General features: G+C 58.0%; 13 protein-coding genes. All 13 read left to right on the top strand.

Annotated elements, in window-relative coordinates:
* The first annotated feature begins 18 nt into the window (after positions 1 to 18).
* Positions 19 to 651 carry an NADH:ubiquinone oxidoreductase subunit N gene (locus FPT15_RS07220; RefSeq protein ID WP_106577321.1) on the top strand — a complete coding sequence of 211 codons (633 nt, stop codon included), beginning with the start codon at positions 19 to 21 and terminating at the stop codon, positions 649 to 651.
* Positions 652 to 799: 148 nt separating this feature from the next.
* Positions 800 to 2,296 carry a YdgA family protein gene (locus tag FPT15_RS07225; RefSeq protein ID WP_145159633.1) on the top strand — a complete coding sequence of 499 codons (1,497 nt, stop codon included), beginning with the start codon at positions 800 to 802 and terminating at the stop codon, positions 2,294 to 2,296.
* A gap of 298 nt (positions 2,297 to 2,594) precedes the next feature.
* Positions 2,595 to 5,075 carry a poly-beta-1,6 N-acetyl-D-glucosamine export porin PgaA gene (gene pgaA, locus FPT15_RS07230; protein ID WP_145159635.1) on the top strand — a complete coding sequence of 827 codons (2,481 nt, stop codon included), beginning with the start codon at positions 2,595 to 2,597 and terminating at the stop codon, positions 5,073 to 5,075.
* 12 nt (positions 5,076 to 5,087) lie between these two features.
* Positions 5,088 to 7,085, top strand: a complete 1,998-nt coding sequence (gene pgaB / locus FPT15_RS07235) for a poly-beta-1,6-N-acetyl-D-glucosamine N-deacetylase PgaB (protein ID WP_145159637.1) — start codon at positions 5,088 to 5,090, stop codon at positions 7,083 to 7,085.
* A gap of 2 nt (positions 7,086 to 7,087) precedes the next feature.
* On the top strand, positions 7,088 to 8,428 hold the full coding sequence (pgaC, locus tag FPT15_RS07240) for a poly-beta-1,6-N-acetyl-D-glucosamine synthase (protein WP_124416133.1): 1,341 nt from the start codon (positions 7,088 to 7,090) through the stop codon (positions 8,426 to 8,428).
* A gap of 2 nt (positions 8,429 to 8,430) precedes the next feature.
* The gene (gene pgaD / locus FPT15_RS07245) at positions 8,431 to 8,913 is read left to right on the top strand and encodes a poly-beta-1,6-N-acetyl-D-glucosamine biosynthesis protein PgaD (RefSeq protein WP_106577326.1); all 483 of its coding nucleotides are present in this window, start codon (positions 8,431 to 8,433) and stop codon (positions 8,911 to 8,913) included.
* A gap of 514 nt (positions 8,914 to 9,427) precedes the next feature.
* Positions 9,428 to 11,152 (top strand): ShlB/FhaC/HecB family hemolysin secretion/activation protein, encoded by a 1,725-nt coding sequence (locus tag FPT15_RS07250; RefSeq protein WP_145159639.1) that lies wholly within the window; start codon positions 9,428 to 9,430, stop codon positions 11,150 to 11,152.
* A 31-nt stretch (positions 11,153 to 11,183) separates the two neighbouring features.
* On the top strand, positions 11,184 to 19,166 hold the full coding sequence (locus FPT15_RS07255; RefSeq protein WP_256676386.1) for a DUF637 domain-containing protein: 7,983 nt from the start codon (positions 11,184 to 11,186) through the stop codon (positions 19,164 to 19,166).
* Positions 19,163 to 19,651, top strand: coding sequence for a hypothetical protein (locus tag FPT15_RS07260; protein ID WP_145159641.1), 489 nt, complete (start codon positions 19,163 to 19,165; stop codon positions 19,649 to 19,651). Before FPT15_RS07255 ends, FPT15_RS07260 begins: the two co-directional genes overlap by 4 nt.
* Before the next feature lie 49 nt (positions 19,652 to 19,700).
* The gene (locus FPT15_RS29910) at positions 19,701 to 20,192 is read left to right on the top strand and encodes a hypothetical protein (protein WP_218570657.1); all 492 of its coding nucleotides are present in this window, start codon (positions 19,701 to 19,703) and stop codon (positions 20,190 to 20,192) included.
* A complete protein-coding gene (locus tag FPT15_RS07270) occupies positions 20,189 to 20,728 on the top strand; it encodes a hypothetical protein (protein ID WP_145159643.1) in 540 nt (179 codons plus the stop codon). Before FPT15_RS29910 ends, FPT15_RS07270 begins: the two co-directional genes overlap by 4 nt.
* Before the next feature lie 383 nt (positions 20,729 to 21,111).
* A complete protein-coding gene (locus tag FPT15_RS29980; RefSeq protein WP_256676387.1) occupies positions 21,112 to 21,357 on the top strand; it encodes an SPOR domain-containing protein in 246 nt (81 codons plus the stop codon).
* Between the two features lie 509 nt (positions 21,358 to 21,866).
* Positions 21,867 to 22,451, top strand: coding sequence for a hypothetical protein (locus FPT15_RS07280; RefSeq protein ID WP_145159647.1), 585 nt, complete (start codon positions 21,867 to 21,869; stop codon positions 22,449 to 22,451).
* The last annotated feature ends 83 nt before the right edge of the window (positions 22,452 to 22,534 follow it).

Below are 22,534 nucleotides of genomic sequence, written 5' to 3' on the forward strand. Positions count from 1 at the left end.
CTCATGGGGATTCCAATAATGAAAAACCCTTATGCTCCCGCTTTCTGGTGCGTGTGCTTCGCACTGGTGTTGTTATCGGCTGCCTATTTCTACGGCGTCATGCTTGCCCATCAAATCGACAAGGCCATGGTGTTTCTCGACAGCGCGTGCCTGGTGATTGGCACGTTGTCCATTGGCGTGGTGGCGTGGGCGTCGTATCAAAATCAACGGGTGAAGAAAAAACTGCTCGAACAAGGCAAGACCCGCGTGGCGATCTGGGACACCAAAGTTGCCTTGCGCCGCGTCGAAACCGTGTTCGACCGCTATTTCTGGGGCAGCTACTGGCAGCCCGGGCGGACCTTCCAGGAAGTCATGGGCGAACTCACCGGCACCCCGCTGGAAAAAAGCCTCGAAGCCCTGAAAAAACAGTGCGTGCTGCTCGACCAGCAGGTAGCCGACGGTAGGCATTGGCTGAATAACGCACGGGAATTGTCCGACGTGGCCAACGCCATGGCACGCGAGCGCTACCAGCTGGACTTCTGCAACCCCAAGGTCGACACCCCGGGAAACGCCGTCATACACCGCGAATTCGAGGTGTTGGTGTACACCTGGACCGCACGTTTGAAGAGTTTTGATCATCAACTCGATGAGATTGAATTGGAGTACTCGTGAACCAACGGTTGACCTGACCCCTCTGAAAAGCTGGGCCGTTCGCGGCCGCCAGTGCTAATCTTCCCCCGTTTTCGGCGGGTTTGAGCCAACCCCTCTTGGGGTTCAAGGAAGACAGCCCACTTCTCACAGGATTTGATCAGGTCACTTCATGAATAAGCCAGCAGTCGTTCTTTTGGGTTTCGTTGTCGCCGTCGGCGTCGTCAGTGCAGGCGGCGCCTGGTACACCGGTAAGCAACTGGAGCCGGTGCTGCAGACCGCGATCCAGAACGCCAACAAGGAACTGCAGACCTCCATGGCCGGCGTCGACGGCAGCGTGAACCTGGAGCTGGTGTCCCTGGACCGTGGCCTGTTCAGCAGCACCGCTCACTACCGCCTCAAGGGTCAAGGCAGCGTATTCGGCGAAGAAAACCCGAACCCTGAGCTGCTGTTTGTCGACCACATCGAACACGGCCCGTTGCCGTTCTCGCGCCTGGTTTCGCTGAAGTGGCTGCCGGTTATGGCCACCAGTCACTATGAGCTGGAGAAGAACGCCACCACCGAAAAATGGTTCGCCGCCAGCAAAGACGTGTCGCCGCTCAGAGGCGTGGCCAATATCGGCTACAACCGTTCGGTCGATGGCAACGTCGAACTGCTGCCTCTGGAACTCAAGGACGACAAGTCCTCGGTGAGCTTCTCCGGCGCCAACCTGGACTTCGACGGCACCGCCGAAGGCCAGAAGGTCAAGGCTGAAGGTTATATGAACAGCCTCAAGGTCGCGGTGATCGATGCCAACGGCGCGCCTTTTGAAGCCGAGCTGTCCGGCCTGACCGTGGCCAGCAACCTGGAAAAAACCACGTTTGGTTTCTACACCGGGCAAAACACCGTTGAGCTGACCGACACCAAAGTGACCTACGGCCCGCAGAAAGCCGTGCTGACCCTCAAGGGCTTCGAGCAGAAAGACACCAGCGAGACCAAGGACAACAACCTGGCCGGCCGCGTCGATTACAAAATTGACGAGATCGGTTACCAGGGCAAGCCTGTCGGTTCGGCCGCCATGGCCCTGAGCATGAAAAACGTCGACATCCCGGCCATGCTGGTACTGACCAAGCTGTATCAAGACAAGATGCAGCCGGTGCAAGCCGCCGCCGCTGCTGGTCAGCCTGTGCCTGAGCTGCAACTGACCGAAGCCGAGCAGACCCTGGCCGAGGCCAACGTCAATCAGGTGCTGGCTGCCAAGCCGCAAGTGGCGGTGGAAAACCTGTCGCTGAAAACCACCCACGGCGAAAGCAAATTCAACCTGGTGGTCGACCTGACCAAGCCGGCTTCCATGGAGCTGCCGCCGGTTGAACTGGGCAAGCAGGTCATCGCGCTGCTGGATGCCAACCTGACCCTGTCCAAGCCAATGATCGGTGACGTCGCTGCACTGCAAGCGCAAGTGGGCGGCGTGACTGACCCTAAAGCCATCGAGCAGCAATCGCAGATGGCGGCCGAGATGGTCAGCGGCATGGCCGTCGGCACCCAGTTGGCTACCCTGGTGGGCACGGATGTGGTCTCCAAGCTGCATTACGCCAACAATGAAGTGACCTTCAACGGCCAGAAGATGACGGTTGAGCAATTCATCGGGTTTGTGATGGCCAAAGCCGGCGCGGTCAGCGGCGCGCAGTAAGATTTCTTACATCAGTAAGAAATAAATAATGGGGGAGCAGGGTTGCCTGGGGCAGCGGTCAAACAGTCGGCATACGGGCCGGCGGTGACCGGTCAGCCCAGGCAAGTCTGCTCCCCCATTGGCTTTTCTGTTGACGGGACAATTCTGAACAATTGTTCCGAATCGGACATATTCCTACATTCATAGGGGATAGTTCCTACAGGAAAGCTAGGCCGGGTCATCAGACGCCGGCACCCTGATGCAAACCGCTCAGGACCACCTATCGTTACAGCTTTCCGCGTGTAAGGAAGCTCACGATATGTTGCGAAACCTACCCATCAGTGCTTCAGGCCGGTTGCGACTGCTCATCGGGGCTGCCTTGTGCAGTCAATTGCTGATGCCCGGCCTCGCCCTGGCCGATCCGGCCTACGACGCTTTGATTATTCAGGCGCGAAACGGCAACTTCACGCCGGCCCTTACCCAACTGCGCCAATTACCTGCCGAGCGCCAGACGCCAGGCCAGATCAGCGATCACATTGTGATTGCCGGCTGGGCCGGGCAAGACGCCGAAGTGCTGAAGGTGTACGAGGCGCAAGGCAAGAATCGCAACTTGACTACACAGGCGATGGCCACGGTCGCCCGTACCTATCGCAATCAAAAGCAGTGGCCTCAGGCCCTGACGGTTTATCAGCAGGCGCTGCTGCGTGAACCGAATAATATCGACCTGCAACTGGGCCAGGCCCTGACCCAGGCCGACGGTGGCCAAACCAACGAAGCGGTGCAACGCACCCGCGCATTGGTGGCGGCGCAACCCAATGACCCCAACCGCCGCATGGCCCTGGGCTACGCGCTGACCCGCGCGGGCTTGAACTACGACGCCCTGTTCGAGTTCGACCAGGCTTTTATCCGCGCGGGTGACAAACCCGAAGTGGTGCGCGAATACATCGTCGCCCTGCAAAAGGCCCGTTTGCCGGAGCCGGCCCTGCGCCTGTCGGCCAAGCACCCAGGCGTGCTCGATGTCGTCACCCAGCGCCGCCTGGAAGGCGACCTCGCCGCCGAACGTGTGCGCATGGCCGAGTACGCCACGCGCACCGAGAAAGAACGTTATGTGGTCGCTGATCGCGCCCTCAGCGACTACGACACACTGCTCGCCCGCTGGACCCCTGACCAGAGCGCCCATGACGACGTGGTGCGCTGGCGCATCGACCGCCTGGGCGCCCTCAAGGCACGCGCGCGCACCGCCGAGGTTATCCGCGAGTACGAAACCCTCACTGGCGAAGGCGTGCAGTTGCCGACCTACGCCTTGCGTTGGGTGGCTGCGTCCTACCTCGACCAGCGCCAGCCGGAAAAAGCCGAGCCGTTGTACCGCCAGGCGCTGACGGCACCGGATGCTGATCCGGGTGACCACGTCGAAGACAGCACCGCATTGTTTTACGCCTTGCTCGAAAGCGACAAGGTGATGCAAGCGCGCGAAGTCGCCAATAACCTGGCCACCAACCAGAAACCTCGCGTTGAACTCAAGGGCTTGCCCATCGGCAACCCCAATGACAGCTGGATGGACGCGCAGCAACTGGCGGCCCAGGCCGGCACTTACGGCGGTGACCTGCCAGGCAGCGAAACCGGGTTGGAAGCCCTGGTGGCGAAAGCCCCTGGCAACGTCGGCCTGCGCCTGGCCCAGGCTGATATGTACCGCGCGCGTGATTGGCCGCGGCGCGCCGAAGGCTCGCTCAAGGAAGTTGAAACCCAGGCCCCGCGTGATATCGGCCTGGAAGTGTCCCAGGCCTACACCGCCATGGACCTGCAGGAATGGCGGCAAATGGACGCGCTGACCGATGACGTGCTGGCGCGCAACCCCGACAGCCGCCAGGTGCAGCGCCTCAGCCGCCTGCGCGACGTACACGACATGGCCGAACTGCGCGTCGAAGCCTACACCGGTAAAAGCTACGGCGGTGGCGGTAATGATGATGTGGGCGCAGTGGCGGGCAGCCGCGACTGGGGCATCGAAAGCGTGCTTTACAGCCCGCCCATCGATGAAGACTGGCGCGTCTTCGCCGGTGCCGGTTACGCCACCGCAGACTTTACCGAAGGCACCGGCCAGCATCGCTTCCAGCGCGTCGGCGTCGAGCAGCGCACCCGCGACATGACCCTGGAAGCCGAGGTGTCCAACCACTCCTACGGTTATGGCTCCAAGCAAGGCGCGAGCGTGTCGATTGCCCGCGACATCAATGACAACTGGCAGTACGGCGGCAGCCTCGGTTACCTCCTGGCGACCACGCCGCTGCGCGCATTGAATGCCGATGTCACGGCCAACGGCGGCAGTGGCTTTGTCCGCTGGCGCGAGAATGAAAGCCGCGAATGGAAGCTGTCCCTGAGCCCGTCGCATTTCAGCGACGGCAACAACCGCCTCGAAGCGTTGCTCACCGGCCGCGAGGGCATCTACAGCTCGCCGCATGTGCAAGTGGACCTGGGCCTGGAAGTCGGCGCCAGCCGCAACACGAAGGACGACGTGGTGTATTTCAACCCGAAATCGGACTTCAGCGTGTTGCCCACCATGACGGTCAATCACGTGCTTTATCACCGCTATGAGACCCAGTGGAGTCAGCAGTTCCAGGTCGGTGCGGGTACCTATAGCCAGCGCGATTATTCCACCAGTGGGGTCGGCCTGATCGGCTACGGCCAACGTTTTCGCTGGAACGACGTGCTGGAAGCCGGCGCCAACCTGAGCCTGATCAGCCGCACCTATGACGGCGATCGCGAACGCGATCTGCGCCTGCTCGTCGACCTCACTTACCGTTTCTAAAAGAGCCTGAACATGACTGTCCTCAGCCGTTGTTTATTGGTCCTGGGTGTATTGCTGGCCGGCGCGTGCGCCCAGCAACCTGCGCCCTATACCCCACCCGCCGAGCGGCCGATACCTGCGCGTGAAGCGCCGTGGCCGAAAAACCATTTCCTGGGCATTGCCTACCACGACATCGAAGATCGCGACCCCGATCAGGCGGTGGTGGCGGTGCGCACCGAACGGTTGGTCGACCAACTGGCCTGGCTGCGCGAGAACGGCTACCGGCCGGTCAGTGTCGATCAGATCCTGGCAGCGCGCAGCGGTGGGCCGCAGTTGCCGCCCAAAGCCATCCTGCTCAGCTTCGACGACGGCTATTCCAGCTTCTATACCCGCGTGCTACCGATTTTGCGTGCCTATAACTGGCCGGCAATTCTGGCCCCGGTGGGCTATTGGATCGACACGCCGCTGAATAAACCGGTGGATTTTGCCGGCACACCGCGCGCGCGTTCCGACTTCCTGACATGGGAGCAGGTGCGCGAGATTTCCAAGTCGGGCCTGGTCGAAATCGCCGCCCACACTGACGCCAGCCACACCGGCATCCTGGCCAACCCACAAGGTAACCAGGAGCCGGCCGCCGCAACGCGACGTTATGACGCCGCCACTGGCACCTATGAAACCGAGGCGCAGTTCCAGGCGCGGATGCGCGCCGACGTCACGGCCATTACCCACAAACTGCGCGCCGTCACCGGCAAGGCGCCGCGTGTATGGGTGTGGCCTTACGGCGCCGCCGACGGCACCTCGTTGGCGGTCGTCGGCGAACAGGGCTACCAGATGGCCCTGACCCTGGACGACGGCCTCGACGACCTCGCCAACCTCAAAAGCAGCCCACGCTTCCTGGTGGCCTCCGACCCGGACGGCGAGCACTACGCCAACGCGATTGTCGGCACACAGGCGCGGACCTCGATGCGCGTGCTGCACGTGGACCTGGATAACGTCTACGACCCGGATCCGGCCCAAGAGGCACGCAACCTCGACCAGTTGGTGCAGCGCGTGGTCGACATGGGCGCCAGCACCGTGTTCCTGCAAGCCTTCGCCGACCCCAAGGGTGACGGCCTGGTGCATTCGCTGTACTTCCCCAACCGCCATCTGCCGGTGCGCCGCGACTTGTTCAACCGCGTCACCTGGCAACTGCGTACCCGTGGCCACGTGGCGATCTACGCGTGGATGCCAGTGCTGAGCTTTGCGCTCGACCCTTCGTTGCCGCGTGTCACGCGAATGGACCCGAAAACCGGCCAGGTCGGCCTCGACCCGGACCAGTACAAGCGCCTGTCGCCGTTTGATCCGGCCGTGCGCCAGCAGATCGGTGAGATCTATGAAGACCTGGCACGCAACACTGCCATCGACGGCGTGCTGTTCCACGACGACGCGGTCCTCTCTGATTTCGAAGACGCCAGCCCCGCAGCGCTCAAGGCTTACGCCGCCAACGGCCTGCCGGGCAGCATTGCCGCGCTGCGTGCCGACCCGGCCGTGATGCAGCGTTGGACGCGTTTCAAGAGCCGCTACCTGATCGACTTTACCCAGGAACTGGCCGCAAAAGTGCGCGCCATCCGCGGGCCGCAGGTGCAGACGGCGCGCAATATCTTCGCCGAGCCGATGCTCAACCCGGCGAGCGAAGCGTGGTTCGCGCAGAACCTCGATGACTTCCTCCAGACCTACGACTGGACCGCGCCGATGGCCATGCCGCTGATGGAAGGCGAGACGCTGAAGAACTCCAACGCCTGGCTGGAAAAACTCGTGGCCACCGTCAAAGCCCGTCCCGATGCCTTGCAGCGCACCGTGTTTGAACTGCAAGCCAAAGACTGGCGCACCAAAGACGCGCCCGATATCGACGGCGCGCAGATGGCTGAATGGATGGGTGTGCTCAAACGCCAGGGGGTCAGGAGTTTTGGCTACTACCCGGACAACTTCCTGGAAAATTCGCCGGACCTGAAGACGGTACGTCCGGCCCTGTCCAACCAATGGAACCCTTGACCATGTTCGACAGAATCCTGGCTTTATTCGTGTTGGCGCTGGTGTTGGGTGTGCCCCTTGGCCTGATCTTCCTGGTCACCGGGCAGTTCCTGATGGACTTCGTGTTTTTCTACCCGCTGTTCATGTCGGCCTTGTGGATCGCCGGCGGGCTGTACTTCTGGCTGCACTGGGAGCGTCACTGGCCGTGGAAGGAAGACACGCCGGCGCCGACCCTGGCCGGCAACCCGCTGATCTCGATCATCATTCCTTGCTACAACGAGGGCGATAACGCCGCCGACACCATTCATGCGGCGCTGGACCAGCTGTACCCGAACATCGAAGTGATCGCCGTCAACGATGGCTCCAAAGACAACACCGCTGCGGTGCTTGATGCCCTGGCGCTGGAACACCCACGCTTGCGCGTGCTGCACCTGGCGCAGAACCAGGGCAAGGCTGTGGCCCTGCGCATGGGCGCGGTGGCTGCGCGCAGTGAGTACCTGGTGTGCATCGACGGCGATGCCTTGCTCGACAAAAATGCGGCGGCCTACATGGTCGCGCCGATGCTGGACAACCCGCGCCTGGGCGCCGTGACCGGCAACCCGCGCATTCGTACGCGTTCGACCTTGATCGGCCGGGTGCAGGTGGGCGAGTTCTCTTCGATCATTGGCTTGATCAAGCGCACCCAGCGGGTGTTCGGCCGCATCTTCACGGTGTCGGGTGTGGTGGTGGCGTTTCGCAAGAAAGCGCTGGACCGCATCGACTACTGGAGCACCGACATGATCACCGAGGACATCGATGTCAGTTGGAAGCTGCAACTCGATCACTGGGCCATCTTCTACGAGCCGCGTGCCCTGTGCTGGATCCTGATGCCCGAAACCGTCGGTGGCCTGTGGAAACAACGCCTGCGCTGGGCCCAGGGCGGCGCCGAAGTGCTGTTCAAAAACATCCGTGGCATCTGGCAATGGCGCCATCGCTACCTGTGGCCGCTGTTGTTCGAGTACTGCTTGTCCACCGGTTGGGCCTTCACTTTCCTGCTCTCGGTGATCTTCTGGGGCCTGGGCAAATTCATGGTGCTGCCGCAGGCGATTGCCGTGGATTCGCTGGTGCCGCCGGCGTTTACCGGGCTGGTGCTGGCGATGGTGTGCCTGCTGCAATTTGCGGTGAGCATCCTGATTGATCGGCGCTACGAAAAAGACCTGTGGAAAACCCTGTTCTGGACCGTGTGGTACCCGATGGTGTTCTGGCTGGTCAGTTTGCTCACCACATTGGTCAGCTTCCCCAAGGTGCTCTTCAACCAGCACCAGAAGCGCGCGCGCTGGGTCAGCCCGGACCGCGGTATTAAACCTAGCGAAGAGGAGGCGTGACGATGAAACTGGTCAGAACTCGCCAGAACACAGTGATGTGGATCATCGACGTGCTGCTCACCCTGCTGGCCTGGGCCGGGCTGGTCTGGCTGCTGGCACGCGGGATCGGCGCAATGCTGGAAACCCATGGCGGCCCGCGCATTGAAGCGCCGATTTTTGCGGCGCTCAACACCTTGCAGATCTACCTGTGGATCGCCTTGTTCAATGCGGTGATCCTGATCAGTTGGGCACGGTATCAACAGCGTCGCGGGCGCAAGTTTGCCCAGCGTCGCGCCGAAGCCAACGCGCTCAGCGATAAAAGCCTGAGTGAAAGCTTCAACTTGGGCGACGGCCACCTCGAGCAGTTTCGCAAGTCGGGCGTGCTGGTGATTCACAACGATGACGAGGGCGGCGTAGAAGATGTGAAGGCCCATGTTTCGCGTGACGTTGAGCGGCCAGGACTGACCCTGGTGCCAGGGCAGGAAAAAGACAAAGGCGCAGGCTAATTGCCCCGTGCTCTTTACCCCGAGCTCTGTGGCGAGCGGTCTGTGTGGCGAGCGGGCTTGCCCCGCGTTGGGCTGCAAAGCAGCCCCACACCTGACGCCACGATCTTGCTGACGTAACGCGGCGACACTGACCAGGGGACGCTTCGCGCCCCAACGCGGGGCAAGCCCGCTCGCCACAAGAGGCTCTATCCCAGACTCATCCGATAAATGGGATCCAATTCACAAAACATCCGCGAACTTTTCTGTATTCCCCTGTACTAACCTAACTCGGTATTTAGTTGATGGCTAAGTAATGGCATCTGCTGGGTTGTTTGCCGAAGGGTTATCAAAAACAGTGGCCGCTTGTCGGAATAAAAGTTTCAACAACAAGCGCTTTCACCGTTTGATGATTATTTGTTGTTATTAATCAATAGGTTGCGGTTTTAATAAGTACGAATGCCCGACAAGTCCAGCTTCTTGGGCTAGCGCGAGTTCGATGTTAGTTTGCCGCCCCTTGATTTTCGATGGATCGAACATGTCTTTGTTATTGCCACGGACTCGGTATTTGCTGTGCACTTTCCTGCTCGCCTGTCTGGGCCTGAACAGCGCCACAGCCGCTCCCACGCCAGGGGATCAAGACTTGATCCGCGACCGGCAAAATCGCCTGCTCGAAGAGCAGGGCCGGCGCCTGCAAGAACTCCAGGACCTGCCCGGTAAAGAGGCCAAGCCCCAAGCCCCGGCGACGCCCGCTGACACCCGCTGTTTCCCGATCAAAGACATCGAGCTCAAGGGCGCCGACAGCCTGTCCGCTGCCGACCGCACGCTGTTGCTCAAACCCTATGTGGGCCAATGCCTGGGCGTCTCGCAGCTCAATGAGCTGCTTAAAGTCATCACCGACTATTACATCGCCAAAGGCCGCGTCACCAGCCGTGCCTACCTGCCGCAACAGGACCTGTCCAGCGGCCACCTGCAAGTGCTGGTGGTCGAGGGCAAGCTCGAAGCCTTGAGAAGCGCCGAAGGCAGCAACGTGACTGACCGCGAGCTGGCCATGGCCTTTCCCGGCAAGGTCGGCGAGGCGCTGAACCTGCGCGAGGTCGAGCAACTGGTCGACCAGCTCAACCGCCTGCCGTCCAAACAGGCACAAATGGAACTGACCCCCGGCAAAGACGTGGGCGGCAGCGACGTGGTGGTCAAGAACACCGCGCAAAAGCCGTGGCGCGCCAGCCTGTCGCGCAATAACGACGGGCAAAGAAGCACCGGCGAGCAGCAATGGGGCGCGGGCCTGGAGTGGGACAGCCCGCTGGGGTTGGCCGACCAACTGGTGCTGCGCGGTGGCCACGACGCGATCAGCGACCACCAGAAAACGTCGAAAAACACCATGCTCTACTACAACGTGCCGTGGGGCTGGTGGAACTTCAGCTACACCTACAGCGAGAGCGATTACCGCGCGCTGGGTTACACCGACACCTTCAAGTTCAAGCAGTCGGGCGATAACGAAAACCACCAACTGCGCGCAGAGCGCGTGATTCACCGCGATGACGTGAGCAAGACCTCAGTCAACGTCGGTCTGGCTCACCTGCGCACCAACAACTACATCGACGACGCCCACCTCGAAACCAGCAGTAACCGCCTCAGCGAACTGCAATTTGGCATCAACCACGGCCGGCGCATCGGCAATGCCTTCGTCAACGTTGACCTGGGCGTGCAGAACGGCATCGGTGCATTTGACGCCCAGCGCGACGACCAGCATCGCGATCAGTACGGGCACCTCACGGCCACTCCCGATTACCGCAAATACACCGCCACCGTCAGTTATCTGCAGCCGTTCAGCCTGTGGGGCGAGTCGTTCAGCTTTACCAGCTTGGCCACCGGGCAACGCAGCGAAGACGTGCTGTTCTCGCCGCAACGCATCAGCCTCGGCGGCTCTTCTTCGGTACGCGGTTTCAAGGATCAGCAACTGTCCGGCGACAGCGGTGGCTACTGGCGCAATGAAGTGCGCTGGGCCCGCCCGGTCACGTTGGAATGGCTGCGCCCGGCCTTCGCCGAATACGGCACCAGCCTGGGTTACGACCAAGGCGTGATCCGCAACGACCGTTACAACGACGACTACCACGGCCGCGTTTCAAGCAACTCCGTGGAGCTGTTCGCCCGGGGCAAATACGTCAGCACCAGCGTGACGTTTGCTCACTCGTTAGAAAGGCCTGGGGTCGTGACGGAGCGCGAAGCACCGATCTACTTCCGCATGGATTTCTTCCTGTAATTCAACGCCCTGCTGCAACGAGAATCTGAAAATGGATGTTCGCCACTTTGCCTTTCTGGCCCGCCAACCTTCTGCTGCCCTGAAGCGCCGGGACGCGTTCCTTGGTCTGCCCAAGCGCGGCCTGGTGCTGATTCTGGCCAACGCGCTGTTCTGGCAGCCGTTGCTCGCCCAGGCCGAAGGCATTGTGGTCAGCAACCCGGCCACCAGCGTCGGCCAGGCCGGCAATGGCGTGCCGGTGGTGAACATCGCTGCGCCCAATGCCAGTGGCTTGTCCCATAACCAGTTCAAGGACTACAACGTCGGCCCCAACGGCGTGATCCTCAACAACGCCACCGGCGCGGTGCAGAACACGCAGCTCGGCGGCTACATCGTCGGCAACCCGAACCTCAAGGGCGGCGCCGCCAACGTCATTCTCAACGAAGTCAACGGCGGCAGCCCCAGCCAGCTGCGCGGCTACACCGAAGTGGCGGGCCAGTCGGCCAAGGTTATCGTCGCCAACCCGTACGGCATCACGTGCAGTGGCTGCGGTTTTATCAACACGCCCAACGTGACCCTGACCACCGGCAAACCGGTGATGGACAACGTCGGCCGTTTGGACCACTACCAGGTTGACGGCGGCGCCGTGACCATCGACGGCGAGGGCCTGAACGCCAGTAACGTCGACCGCTTCGAAATCATCACCCGCTCGGCCAAGATCAATGCCCAGATCAACGCACGCGAGCTGGCCGTAATCGCCGGGCGCAACGACGTCGATGCCCAAAGCCTGAAAACCACCGCACGCGCCGACGACGGCAGCGCCAAACCCGAGCTGGCCATCGACTCCAGCGCGCTGGGCGGCATGTACGCCGGCGCGATCAAACTGGTGGGCACCGAAGCCGGCGTGGGCGTGAAGCTCGACGGGACGTTGGCGGCCAGTGGTGGGGATATTCAGCTTGATGCCAATGGGCATTTGAGCATGGCGCAGACGGCGGCCACGGGTAACGTCAATGTCACGGCGCAAAGCGTTAACCTGACCGACAAGGTCTATGCCACCGGCAACGTTCAAGTGACCAGCGCACAAGCGCTGGTCAACCAAAAGAGTGTGGCTGCCGGCCAACGCATCGAACTCAACGCGGCCAGCGTGAGCAACGCCGGCATCATCGAAGCCGGTGTAGCGCCGGACAACAGCCGCAATGCCACCGGCGATATGGTGGTGAACGCGCAAACCGTCAACACCACCGGCAACCTGTTGGCCAGCCGCGCGTTGGCGATCACCGCCGCGCAGGCACTGACCAACCAGGGCGGCATTATCCAGGCCAAAACCGCCAGCGTCAGCACGGCAAAACTGACTAACCAAGGCGCGACTGCGCGGTTGTACGGCGAGCAAAGCCTGGTGATCAGCTCACCGGCCATCGTCAACCTCGGCGGCTTGATTCGCTTCGGTGAAGGGCAGGCCGCCACGCTCAACAGCGCGTCGCTGGACAATCGCCAGGGCCGCATCGAAATGGCTGGCGGCAACCTGGTGCTGGTCAGTACCGACCTGAACAACGCGGGCGGTCAAGTCGTCGCCAACGACCTGACGGTCTACGCGAGCAACCTGAATAACCAGAACGGCGTATTGGTTGCCGGTGCCCTGACGGTGAATACCAGCGACCTCGACAACAGCCAAAAAGGCCTGATCCAGGCGGACAACGGCGTGCTGAACCTCACCGTCGCCAATGCCTTCAATAACAACCAGGGTTTCGCCCAGGCCAGCAGCGACCTTAACCTCAACGCCGGCAGCCTCATCAGCAACGCCAACGGCGTGCTGAGCGCCAACACCGGCAAGTTGACCCTCGCCACTGCGCAACAGCTCAATAACGCTCAGGGTCGCTTACAGGCCGGGCAAGGCGATGTCGAACTGCATGCCGCAAACCTGGATAACCAAAGCGGCGTGATTGTCGGCAAGCAATTGCTGCTCGACGTGAGCGGCGGCGACATCGACAACCGCGCCGGGCGTGTGGTGGGTGATCAACTCGATGTGCGCGCTTCCGGTCTCGACAACCGCAACGCGGGCCTGCTGGCTGGCGGTGCGCTGGGTGTGAGCCTGCTGCTCAAAGGCCCGGGCCAGTTGCTCAATGCTCAAGGCCGTATCCAAAGCGAAGGTCTGTTGCAGCTGCAAGGCGAGCGCCTGGACAACAGCGCCGGCATCCTGCTCGGCACCTCGGTTGATGTCACTGCGCAAAGCCTCAACAACAGCAATAAAGGCTCGCTGGTCAGCAATGGCGGCGACGTGACGCTCAACGTCAGCGACCTGCTCACCAACGCCGGCGGTGTGATCGACGCAGGCGAACGCAGCGTGCTGGTCAAAGCCCTCACCACCTTCAACAACAGCGACGGCACCTTGCGTGGCAAGCGCGTGGAAATCGCGGCGCAGCGCCTGAACAACGACGCTGGCCAACTGCTGGCCGGCAACCAAGGCCTGAGCTACAGCGGCCAGGACGTGAGCAACCGCAAAGGCTTGATCCTCAGCGGCGGCGCACAGACTCAACTGAATACCCGCAGCCTGGATAACCTTGGCGGCACTGTTCAAGGCGACACCCTGAGTGTCACGGCCAACACGCTGGATAACAGCGGCGGCGGCATGATGGCCAGCCTGCTTGGCAACCTGCAGTTGACCGTCGAAGCCTTGGCCAACCGTGGCGGCAAACTGTTCGGTAAAGAGCAGGTGGCGATCACCGGCGCAACCCTCGACAACAGCGCGGGCGGGCAGATCAGCGGCAACCAGATCAACCTCATCTCGCGCGACACGCTCACCAACCGAGGCGGCCTGATCGAAGCCAACCAGGGCTTGACCCTCAATGGCGGCAACCTCGACAACAGCGCAGGCGGGCAACTGCGCGCGCTGGGCGGCGCCAACAGCAGCCTCAACCTCAGTGGCAGCCTCAACAACCAGAACGGCACGTTGGAATTTGGCAGCGCCGCGTTCAGCCTCGACGCCACACAGCTGAACAACCAGGGCGGCCAGTTGCAGCACGCCGGCAACGGCCTGTTCCGTATCAACACCGCCAGCCTCAGCGGCAGCCAGGGCACCATCAATGGCCTGGGCACGGCTGACTGGGCCTTCGGCAACGTCGATGGCCTGGGCCGCGTGCAACTCAACGAAGCCCTCACTTACCGAAGCGCCCAAGGCCTGACCCTCAAAGCCGGCGACCGCATGGCCAGCAGCAAGGGCTTGACCCTCGACGTGGCCAGCCTGAACAACGGCGGCGAACTGCTCAGCGACGGCAACGTGAGCATCACCCTGAGCGGCGACCTGAACAATAGCGGCCGCATTGCCACCCAGCAAAACCTCAGCGTGACGGCCAACAACCTCAGCCAGAACGGCGGACGCCTGGCGGGCAACACCACCCAGCTCAAACTCAGCGGCACCCTCGACAACCTCGGCTTCCTCACTGCGCGTCAGCAGCTGGACATCGCGGCGGCCCAAATCGGCAACCGTGGCACGATGGGCGGTCAAGGCGCGGTGAACCTCATCGCCGTCAACGGCATCACCAATGGCGCCGATTCGCTGTTGTTCAGCGGCGGCGACATGACGTTGCGCGGTAATGGTTTCAGCAACCTGTATGGCGACGTCTACAGCAAGGGCAACTTGAGTTTTGCGGCGGTGGATGGCGGCAAGGCGGTGCTGTTCAGCAACCGCTCCGGCACCGTAGAAAGCGAAGGCTCCATCGGCATCAACGCCGGCTTTATCGAGAACGCCAAAGACGCATTTGAACTGGGCCAAACCCTCACCACCGGCAGCCTGGCCTGGGTGTGTATGCAGCACTGCGGTGAGGACGACAATTGGCGGCGCGGTGAAATCACCATCAACGAAACCTACCTTGAAACGGCAACCAAGGACTCGGTCTCGGCGCGGCTCGTCGCAGGCAAGAACATGGTGCTGCAAGGCGACAACGTGCAGAACCGCTACAGCCTGCTGGCCGCCAATGGCGACCTGAGCATCACCGCTGGCGACTTGCTCAACCAGGGTGCCGGCACGCGCACCGGGCAACGCAAACTCGTGATCAACACCCCAGGGCATGTGAACGATCACGTGTGGGAGGGCATGGAATACATCGACGTGCCTGCGTTCAACGCCGCCACCGCCGCCGGCAACTTCGACAAGGCGCGTTTTGAAGAACTCAAAAACCGCTCGCCAAACGTGCGCCCCTTCTCCTACACAAGCGACGTCACCACCTGGACCGACAACGGGGGCCCAGGCTACGCCGCCACGATGCAAGCCGGTGGCACAGTTAACCTAAACGTCGCGCGCACCCTGCAAAACGGCACGCTGCATAACAACACCCTGGCTCAGTTGACTGGCACTCTTGGCGACGACCAGACCGGCATCCCTGTCGGCGGCATCAACATCAACCTGAGCAAACACGCCAACGATCCGAGCGCCCAAGCTGCCGGCAGCGTATTGCCGGTTGCCACCGTCGCCCCCGGCGGCGGCTTCGTCCCCGTGGACTACACAGGCACGCCGTTCGCCCCGGTCGACCCCACTACCGCCCCGAACTTCCAGCTGCCCAAGGGCGAGTACGGCCTGTTCGTCAAAAACCCCGACCCGACCAGCCACTACCTGATCGAGACCAATCCGGAATTTGCCACCACCTCGGGCTTCTTCAGTTCCGACTACATGCTCGGCAAACTCGGCTTCACCGATGACAACGCCTGGCGCCGTCTGGGTGATGGCCAATACGAGAGCCGCCTGATCCGTGACGCCGTGCTCGCGCAAACCGGCCAACGCTTCCTTGCCGGCGGCCTCTACAGCGACGCCGACCAATTCCGCTACCTGATGGACAACGCCCTTGCCAGCAAAGACGCCCTGCGCCTGAGCGTCGGCGTGACGCTCACCAGCCAGCAAGTCGGCGCCCTGACCCACGACATCGTGTGGATGGAAAACCGCGTGGTCGATGGCCAAACCGTCCTGGTGCCGGTGCTCTACCTGGCCCAGGCCGAATCGCGCAACGTGCGCGGCAACAGCCTGATCCAGGGCCGTGACCTCAACCTCGTCACCGGTGGCGACCTGGTTAACGTCGGCACCCTGCGCGCCAGCAACAACCTCTCCGCCGTCAGCAGCGGCAGCATTTACAACGGCGGCCTGATGGAAGCCGGCAACAACCTTAGCCTGCTGGCCCAGGACAGCATCCGCAACGCCATGGGCGGTGAAATTCGTGGCAGCCAAGTCAGCCTTGCCAGCATCAAAGGCGACATCACCAACGACAACACTGCCATCCAAGTGCGTGAAGGCGTGGGCATGCGCACCCTCACCGACGCCAGCGCGAGCACTATCACTGCGCGTGGCAACCTGGCCATTGAAGCCGGACGCGACCTCAACAACCACGGCGCACTGGTCGCCGGCAACGACGCCACCCTCACCGCCGGCCGCGACCTCAACCTGGTCGCCGCCAGCGACACCAGCGTGATCCACGAAACCATCGACGGCGGCGAAAAATCCACCATCACCACCGATGTCAAAAACCTTGCCGCGAGCGTCACGGCGGGCGGCAACGTCAACATGCAGGCCGGGCAAGACGTCAACATTATTGGCAGCACCGCCACTGCCGGTAAGGACCTGAACATTCAGGCCGGACGCGACCTCAACGTCGCCTCCGTCAGCAACATGCACAACGTCGAAGGCAAAGAAAAACACGGCAAAAAACGCATCAAGACGGCGGACGAGCAAACCACGCAGCTGGCCAGTGTGCTGACGGCGGGCGCGGACTTTAAGAGCCAAGCCGGGCGCGACACCACACTGGTGGCGAGCAAGATCAGTGCGGGGAACGAGGCGTATCTGTACAGCGGGGATAAGTTGAACCTGCTGGCGGCGCAGAACAGTACGCATACGTTGTATGACATGAAGGAGAAGGGAAGCTGGGGTGCGAAAAAAGCGCAGACAGATGAAGTCACCCGCACGACTCAGATGGGCACCGAGATCAAGACGGGTGGCAATCTGACGCTTAAAAGTGAAGGCGACCAGCTGTACCAAGTTGCCAAGCTCAATAGCGGTAAGGACATCATCCTCGATAGCGGTGGTGCGGTTGTCTTTGAAGGGGTCAAAGACCTGCACGATGAGAGCCACACCAAAAGCAAAAGTGACCTCTCGTGGTTCAGTGCCAAAGGTAAAGGCAATACGGATGAAACCCTGCGCCAAAGTGAACTGGTTGCTCAAGGCCAGCTCGTCATCAAGGCCGCCGAGGGGATTCGCATCGATGTCAAACAGGTCGATCAGCAGACCGTAAGTCAGACAGTTGATGCGATGGTCAAGGCTGATCCCAATCTGGCGTGGCTCAAGCAAGCTGAGGCACGTGGCGACATTGATTGGCGCCAGGTCAAAGAGATTCACGAGAGCTTCAAGTACGACAATTCCGGGCTGGGTGCCGGTGCCAAAATTGCCATTGCGATCATGATGGCGGCAATTATGGGGCCGGTAGGTTTTGGATTGCAGGGGGCCACCCTTGCTGTAAGTACCAGCCTGAGTACCACGGCGGTTACCAGCACCATAAACAACAAAGGCAACCTCGGCAGAGCCTTCAAGGAAACCGTTAGCACCGACAGCCTTAAAAGCGCGGCTGTAGCTGGGTTTACGGCGGGGGCTCTGGAATACGCCGACACTAATTGGTTTGCAGGTACCGATAGCGCAGGTGCAGGTACTAGCACCGTTCAGGGTGTTAGTCCGAGTGCGGGCTCAAACTTGGCGGTCACTAACTCTTCCAAAGATATTTTCACTTGGACTTCAGCGGGTGATATTGCCCTGCGTACTGGTGGCCGCGCCGTAATTTCTAGCGGTATATCGACGGCAGTCCAAGGGGGTAGCTTCGGGGACAATTTTAATGCGGCGTTGCTGGGAGAGGCTGGCAACGTGGCAATGGCTACCGGTTTTAATTGGGTGGGTGACTATGTCACTTTCCCGAATGGTAGCCCCCAAAAGATAATTGCTCATGCATTGATGGGTGGATTGCTGGCTGAGGCGACGGGTAGCGACTTTAAAACGGGCGCGGCAGCTGCTGGTTTGAACGAAGCATTCATCAATCAACTCGCTTGGGCTGCGCAAGGAAATAAAGATATTACCTTGATGCTCTCACAATTAACCGGATTGTTGGCTGCGGCTGCAGTAGATGGTGATTTGGAAAAGGGGGCTCAGTTAGCACAAAAGGCGACTACATTCAATTACCTGACTCATCAAAAATTTGATGAGGTTAATGATTGTATGTCAGGTAGGACCTGCAAAACGGAGGATCAAAAGAACGCCGCAAAAGCGGAAGCAGAGCGACTGAGTAAGCTCCTAGATGATGATATGAACAGCGTATGCTCCAAAGATCCGGGTAGCGATAGCTGCCGGAATGCCGTGAACTCTGCTATAAAATATACTGCAATTCAAGATGCATGGAATGTTATGCACGGTGATGTTGAACGTTCTACGAAAAACACATTTGATTACTTATATAAGACTGAAGAAGGAAAAAGTTCTTTTGTATCTTATTTCAATACTATTGATAATCGAGCAGACTTCTTTAATGCTAGTGATACCTATGAAAATCAATTAGGTATCGGTGCAAAATGGTTTGGAGGTGCCAATACCGTCTCGCGTGCACCTTTTACTGGTTTAGGGGCGGACGGCAATGCGTCATACATAACATTTGGTGCTGGATGGGCTTTAGCACCTGTCTATGATTGGCGTAAAGCAGCAGGAGATGCGCTTATGGCGGGTGGGTATGATAATTTTAAGAATCTTTATAATAAGAACACGGTTGATCCAGTGGCTTGGGATATTAGTCAGTTGAAGAATGAACAGATGATTTTACAGCCTATTCATGAAGAGTACTTGAGCGGTCATGACGTATTTTTGGGGGTGTCTAAATATATGACAGACTCGGACAAAGGTGCAGGGGCGTTGCCAGGCGATGTGCCTGGGGTCAGCGGTGGCGTAAATATCTTGGACTACAGCTCTAGGGTTGAGTTTGGTTGTAAACTGCTAGGTTATGACGCTAGCCAAGGTTGTGCGCCATGACGTTAGATAACTATCCTCGGAAAAAAGTGTTTTTTGCATTTTTGCTATGTCCGTTTTTTTCGGGCTTGGCGGCTGTTCCTATAATGTTAATTACGGTGCTGATAACAGTATTTAAAAAGCCATCATTGATTGGAGAGGTGAGAAGCGGTGAGCTGTTTTCACTTTTTATTACCGTTCCCATCATGGCGCAATTGATTTTTCTTTTCCCCGCTGTGGTGCTGGCGATAGTAGTAACTTTTTTTAAGCTTGAAGGCAGGGCTGGCAGTTATTTAGTTATTTCAATTGTAAGCGCTGTTGTTTCATCCGCTTGGATGTTTAGTATTGTTTTTTTCTTTATAAGTGAAGTTGAAAATTATCAATTGATGAGAAATATATTTCCTGTGGTTTTGAGTTTTTTGTTGGGAGGTATTTCAACGGGGGTAGCTGCCTATTGGTTCCTGCCCAGGCAAAGGGGACCAGGCAAAGGGACAGATTTATTTAAGTAAATAGCTGTTAAATAAATCTGTCCCCTTTTCATACATCCCGGTCGAGCGTGTGGCGGCGCTAGGTTCACTGGGTGTTGTAGGTAAGGGGACAGACGAGTTTGGCGCGGCTGCCAGGGCACAAGCTGACAGCGCGAAAGGTACAGGAGCATTTCTTGATGGTGTAGAAGGAGGTACTGGGTTCGGTAGGTTGACAGATCGGCAGGTCAGAATTTCAGAAAAAGTTTTGGATATTGTCGAAACACATTTAAAACAATTCGGATACGTACCAGAAAATAGCCTTATGATTGAAAGACTTCGCACCTCCTTGGCCGACGGCACACCCATTAGCGGCGCGGATGCAAGTTTTTACATTCACGAGGTTTCTGAATCTACGATGATGAAAACAGGATTAGACTATAGTGCCGCCCATCAAGGAGCACTTTCTAAATATCAGGCATCTCCGTTCAGTGTTTATCATCCCGACGTGATCAGAGCTGTCAATTCTGTTGAGCCTGGGTCCTTCAACGGGAGTTGGTTGAAGTTTTGGAGTGAGCAAAAATGATAAGTGGAAGCGTAGGTAAGCATGGAAAGTTTCGGCTATGGCGTAATGTTTACCAATGTTCACATTGCGAAATCTCCAATGACCGCGCTGCATATGGTTCCTGCGTAGACATAAATAACCTAGTTCTTGAAATCATGATTTCTAGAGGTGCGCGCGTTTTATATGGAATGCTCGGAGTAACATATTCCCCGTCAGAGACGGAGGCGGTTGGAGTCGATGATCTAAAATCGAAAATTAATCTGTTTTCAGAAAATGAGGATTACTTGGTTAAAGGGTTTGACTCTGTATATGTGGGATTGCCAAAAAACTATGCGAACGCCGCAATGGACGGTTTTAGACGCGCTTTTTTGGATGGTGTTGAAGTTGAGCTTAGCCGTCTGCAGATATTTTACGCCGCGTACGGCGATATTTCCTCCAGCGAGCAGGTATTTGAGAAAATAGGATTTGTTTCAGCCAACTTAATTGCTGGCTCGTGCAGCGGTAATTTTGAAGAGTCTATAAATTTTATGCTTGAAGGAAACCCGAAGGAGAAATAGAAACAATAGAAAAAGGGGCAGGCGTGTTTGGCTTTTTGAAGTTCATTATCGCTTAAATGGATTTTATTCGTTGTTCCTGCTCGTTCAACATACGCACCACTTAACGAATAAAACAAGGACGTCTAATGGGCATTCCGCTCCCCCTCTGGCTCATTCTCACAGCCGTCACCGCCTACGTTGCAAGCACACGCGGGCGCTCAGGGCCCCGGTGGTTTGCAATCTCGCTCTTCCTTCCCGGCGTCGCCTTGGTAGCCGTGTTGTTAATACCCCGGCTGGCGAAGACCGGTGTTGACGCCCTGGTGCACCCGGACCTACGCCCTTGCCCCGACTGCAACCAACCGATCCAAGCAGCGGCAACTCGCTGTAAGCACTGCGGGGCCGACGTGGAGCCGATTGCCCTGAAAGACCGCAGCGGTTGGGTCGCACGCATGACCGCCGATACGGATGAGGAATTTGAACGGATGGCGGCACAGATGGCGCTCATCGATGTGCCGACAGTGCTTGATGAGCCGCCACACCTTTACGCGGGGCCGTTTGAAGAAAAAGCCGAGGCGCAAAATGTACTCAAATTCCTGAAGTCTGAACACGGCTTGGATGGTTTGGTGACGTGGCGGACAGTGATGCGATAACTCGAAGTACGCCCGTTTCCTCTTATCTGCGTAAATGATCATGAAGAATAAAGAAGTGTTAACGTCGTTGATTGTGTTTGTGGAAAGTAGAGGGTAAGCGACGGTTTGCAAAGATAAAGGTGAATTAATATTGGAAAAGTAAGGGTCAGACCACGATTGGAGGAATAGGGGGCGGCACCATTTTTAAATCATGTTCTTTAAAAGTTATACGTTTTGAAACTATTAGTTATCCCTAATAAAACGGGGTAAGACCACGATTTTATGGGATGTGATTTCTAGTTGGTTGATATGTGATTTTTAGATTTGGATCTTTAATAATTTATTTTTTTTCGAAAAAAGATACGGGTTTTTACGTTTCGAGAATTTCCGTGTAAATAGAACTGTGTAATCGTAGTCTGACCCCTATTTCCTCTCCCTCGAGCTACCCAAGATTTGGGAGTCGCTACTCGAAAAGAACTCGAGTAACGCCGTGTTTATACACAGGATGAATTTTTCAAGGAGTTCAAGCAATGAAGGTGAACCAGACAGTTTTTGATGATCTTTGGAATGGAGAGAGAAGTGTCTGCTTTTTTGTACACTCTGGAAGATGTTATTGGGTGATAGATGAGAAGTATAATTTTTCTCTTGACGCAGAAAAAGACTATCGCGCCTATCTTGATGATGGCGATATAACCCAGGAGCAATACGAGCAGTCTTGCAAAAGTTTCAGGGGCGGTATTCTGAAAATGACTTCGGAAAATTTTCCGCAGTATCTAGATGATTCAAGTGAAAAAATTCTTACTTCAAGCGATTTGAAAAAATTCATAGAAGCGGATTATGAAGTTTTTGAAAAGACTGAACATTATTTTTTAACCGGCGAGGGTTTGTCTCCGGCCCTATTTAAAAAGGCCAATATCATTCATTCCAGGTTTCCCAAGTTCTACACAAATTTTGACAGAAAAATTTTTATGCATATGGATGACGTGCGTGTTCATGAAAGTCTAGCTTATTCGGACTGGACTGCTGAATGCTTTGATTTTAGCTTTTTGATCCCTGCTCGCGAGCGGTACTGGATAGTGGCGGGCAATGACTATTGGAAACTTCGGTTTATATAAAGCGAGGGAAAATAGAGGGAAATAGGGGTCAGACCACGGTTTTGTTTTTTAGAGTTAAGCAGAGTTGCTCTTTAAAAATGTGA

The organism is Pseudomonas sp. RGB (assembly GCF_007713445.1).
GTDB lineage: Bacteria > Pseudomonadota > Gammaproteobacteria > Pseudomonadales > Pseudomonadaceae > Aquipseudomonas.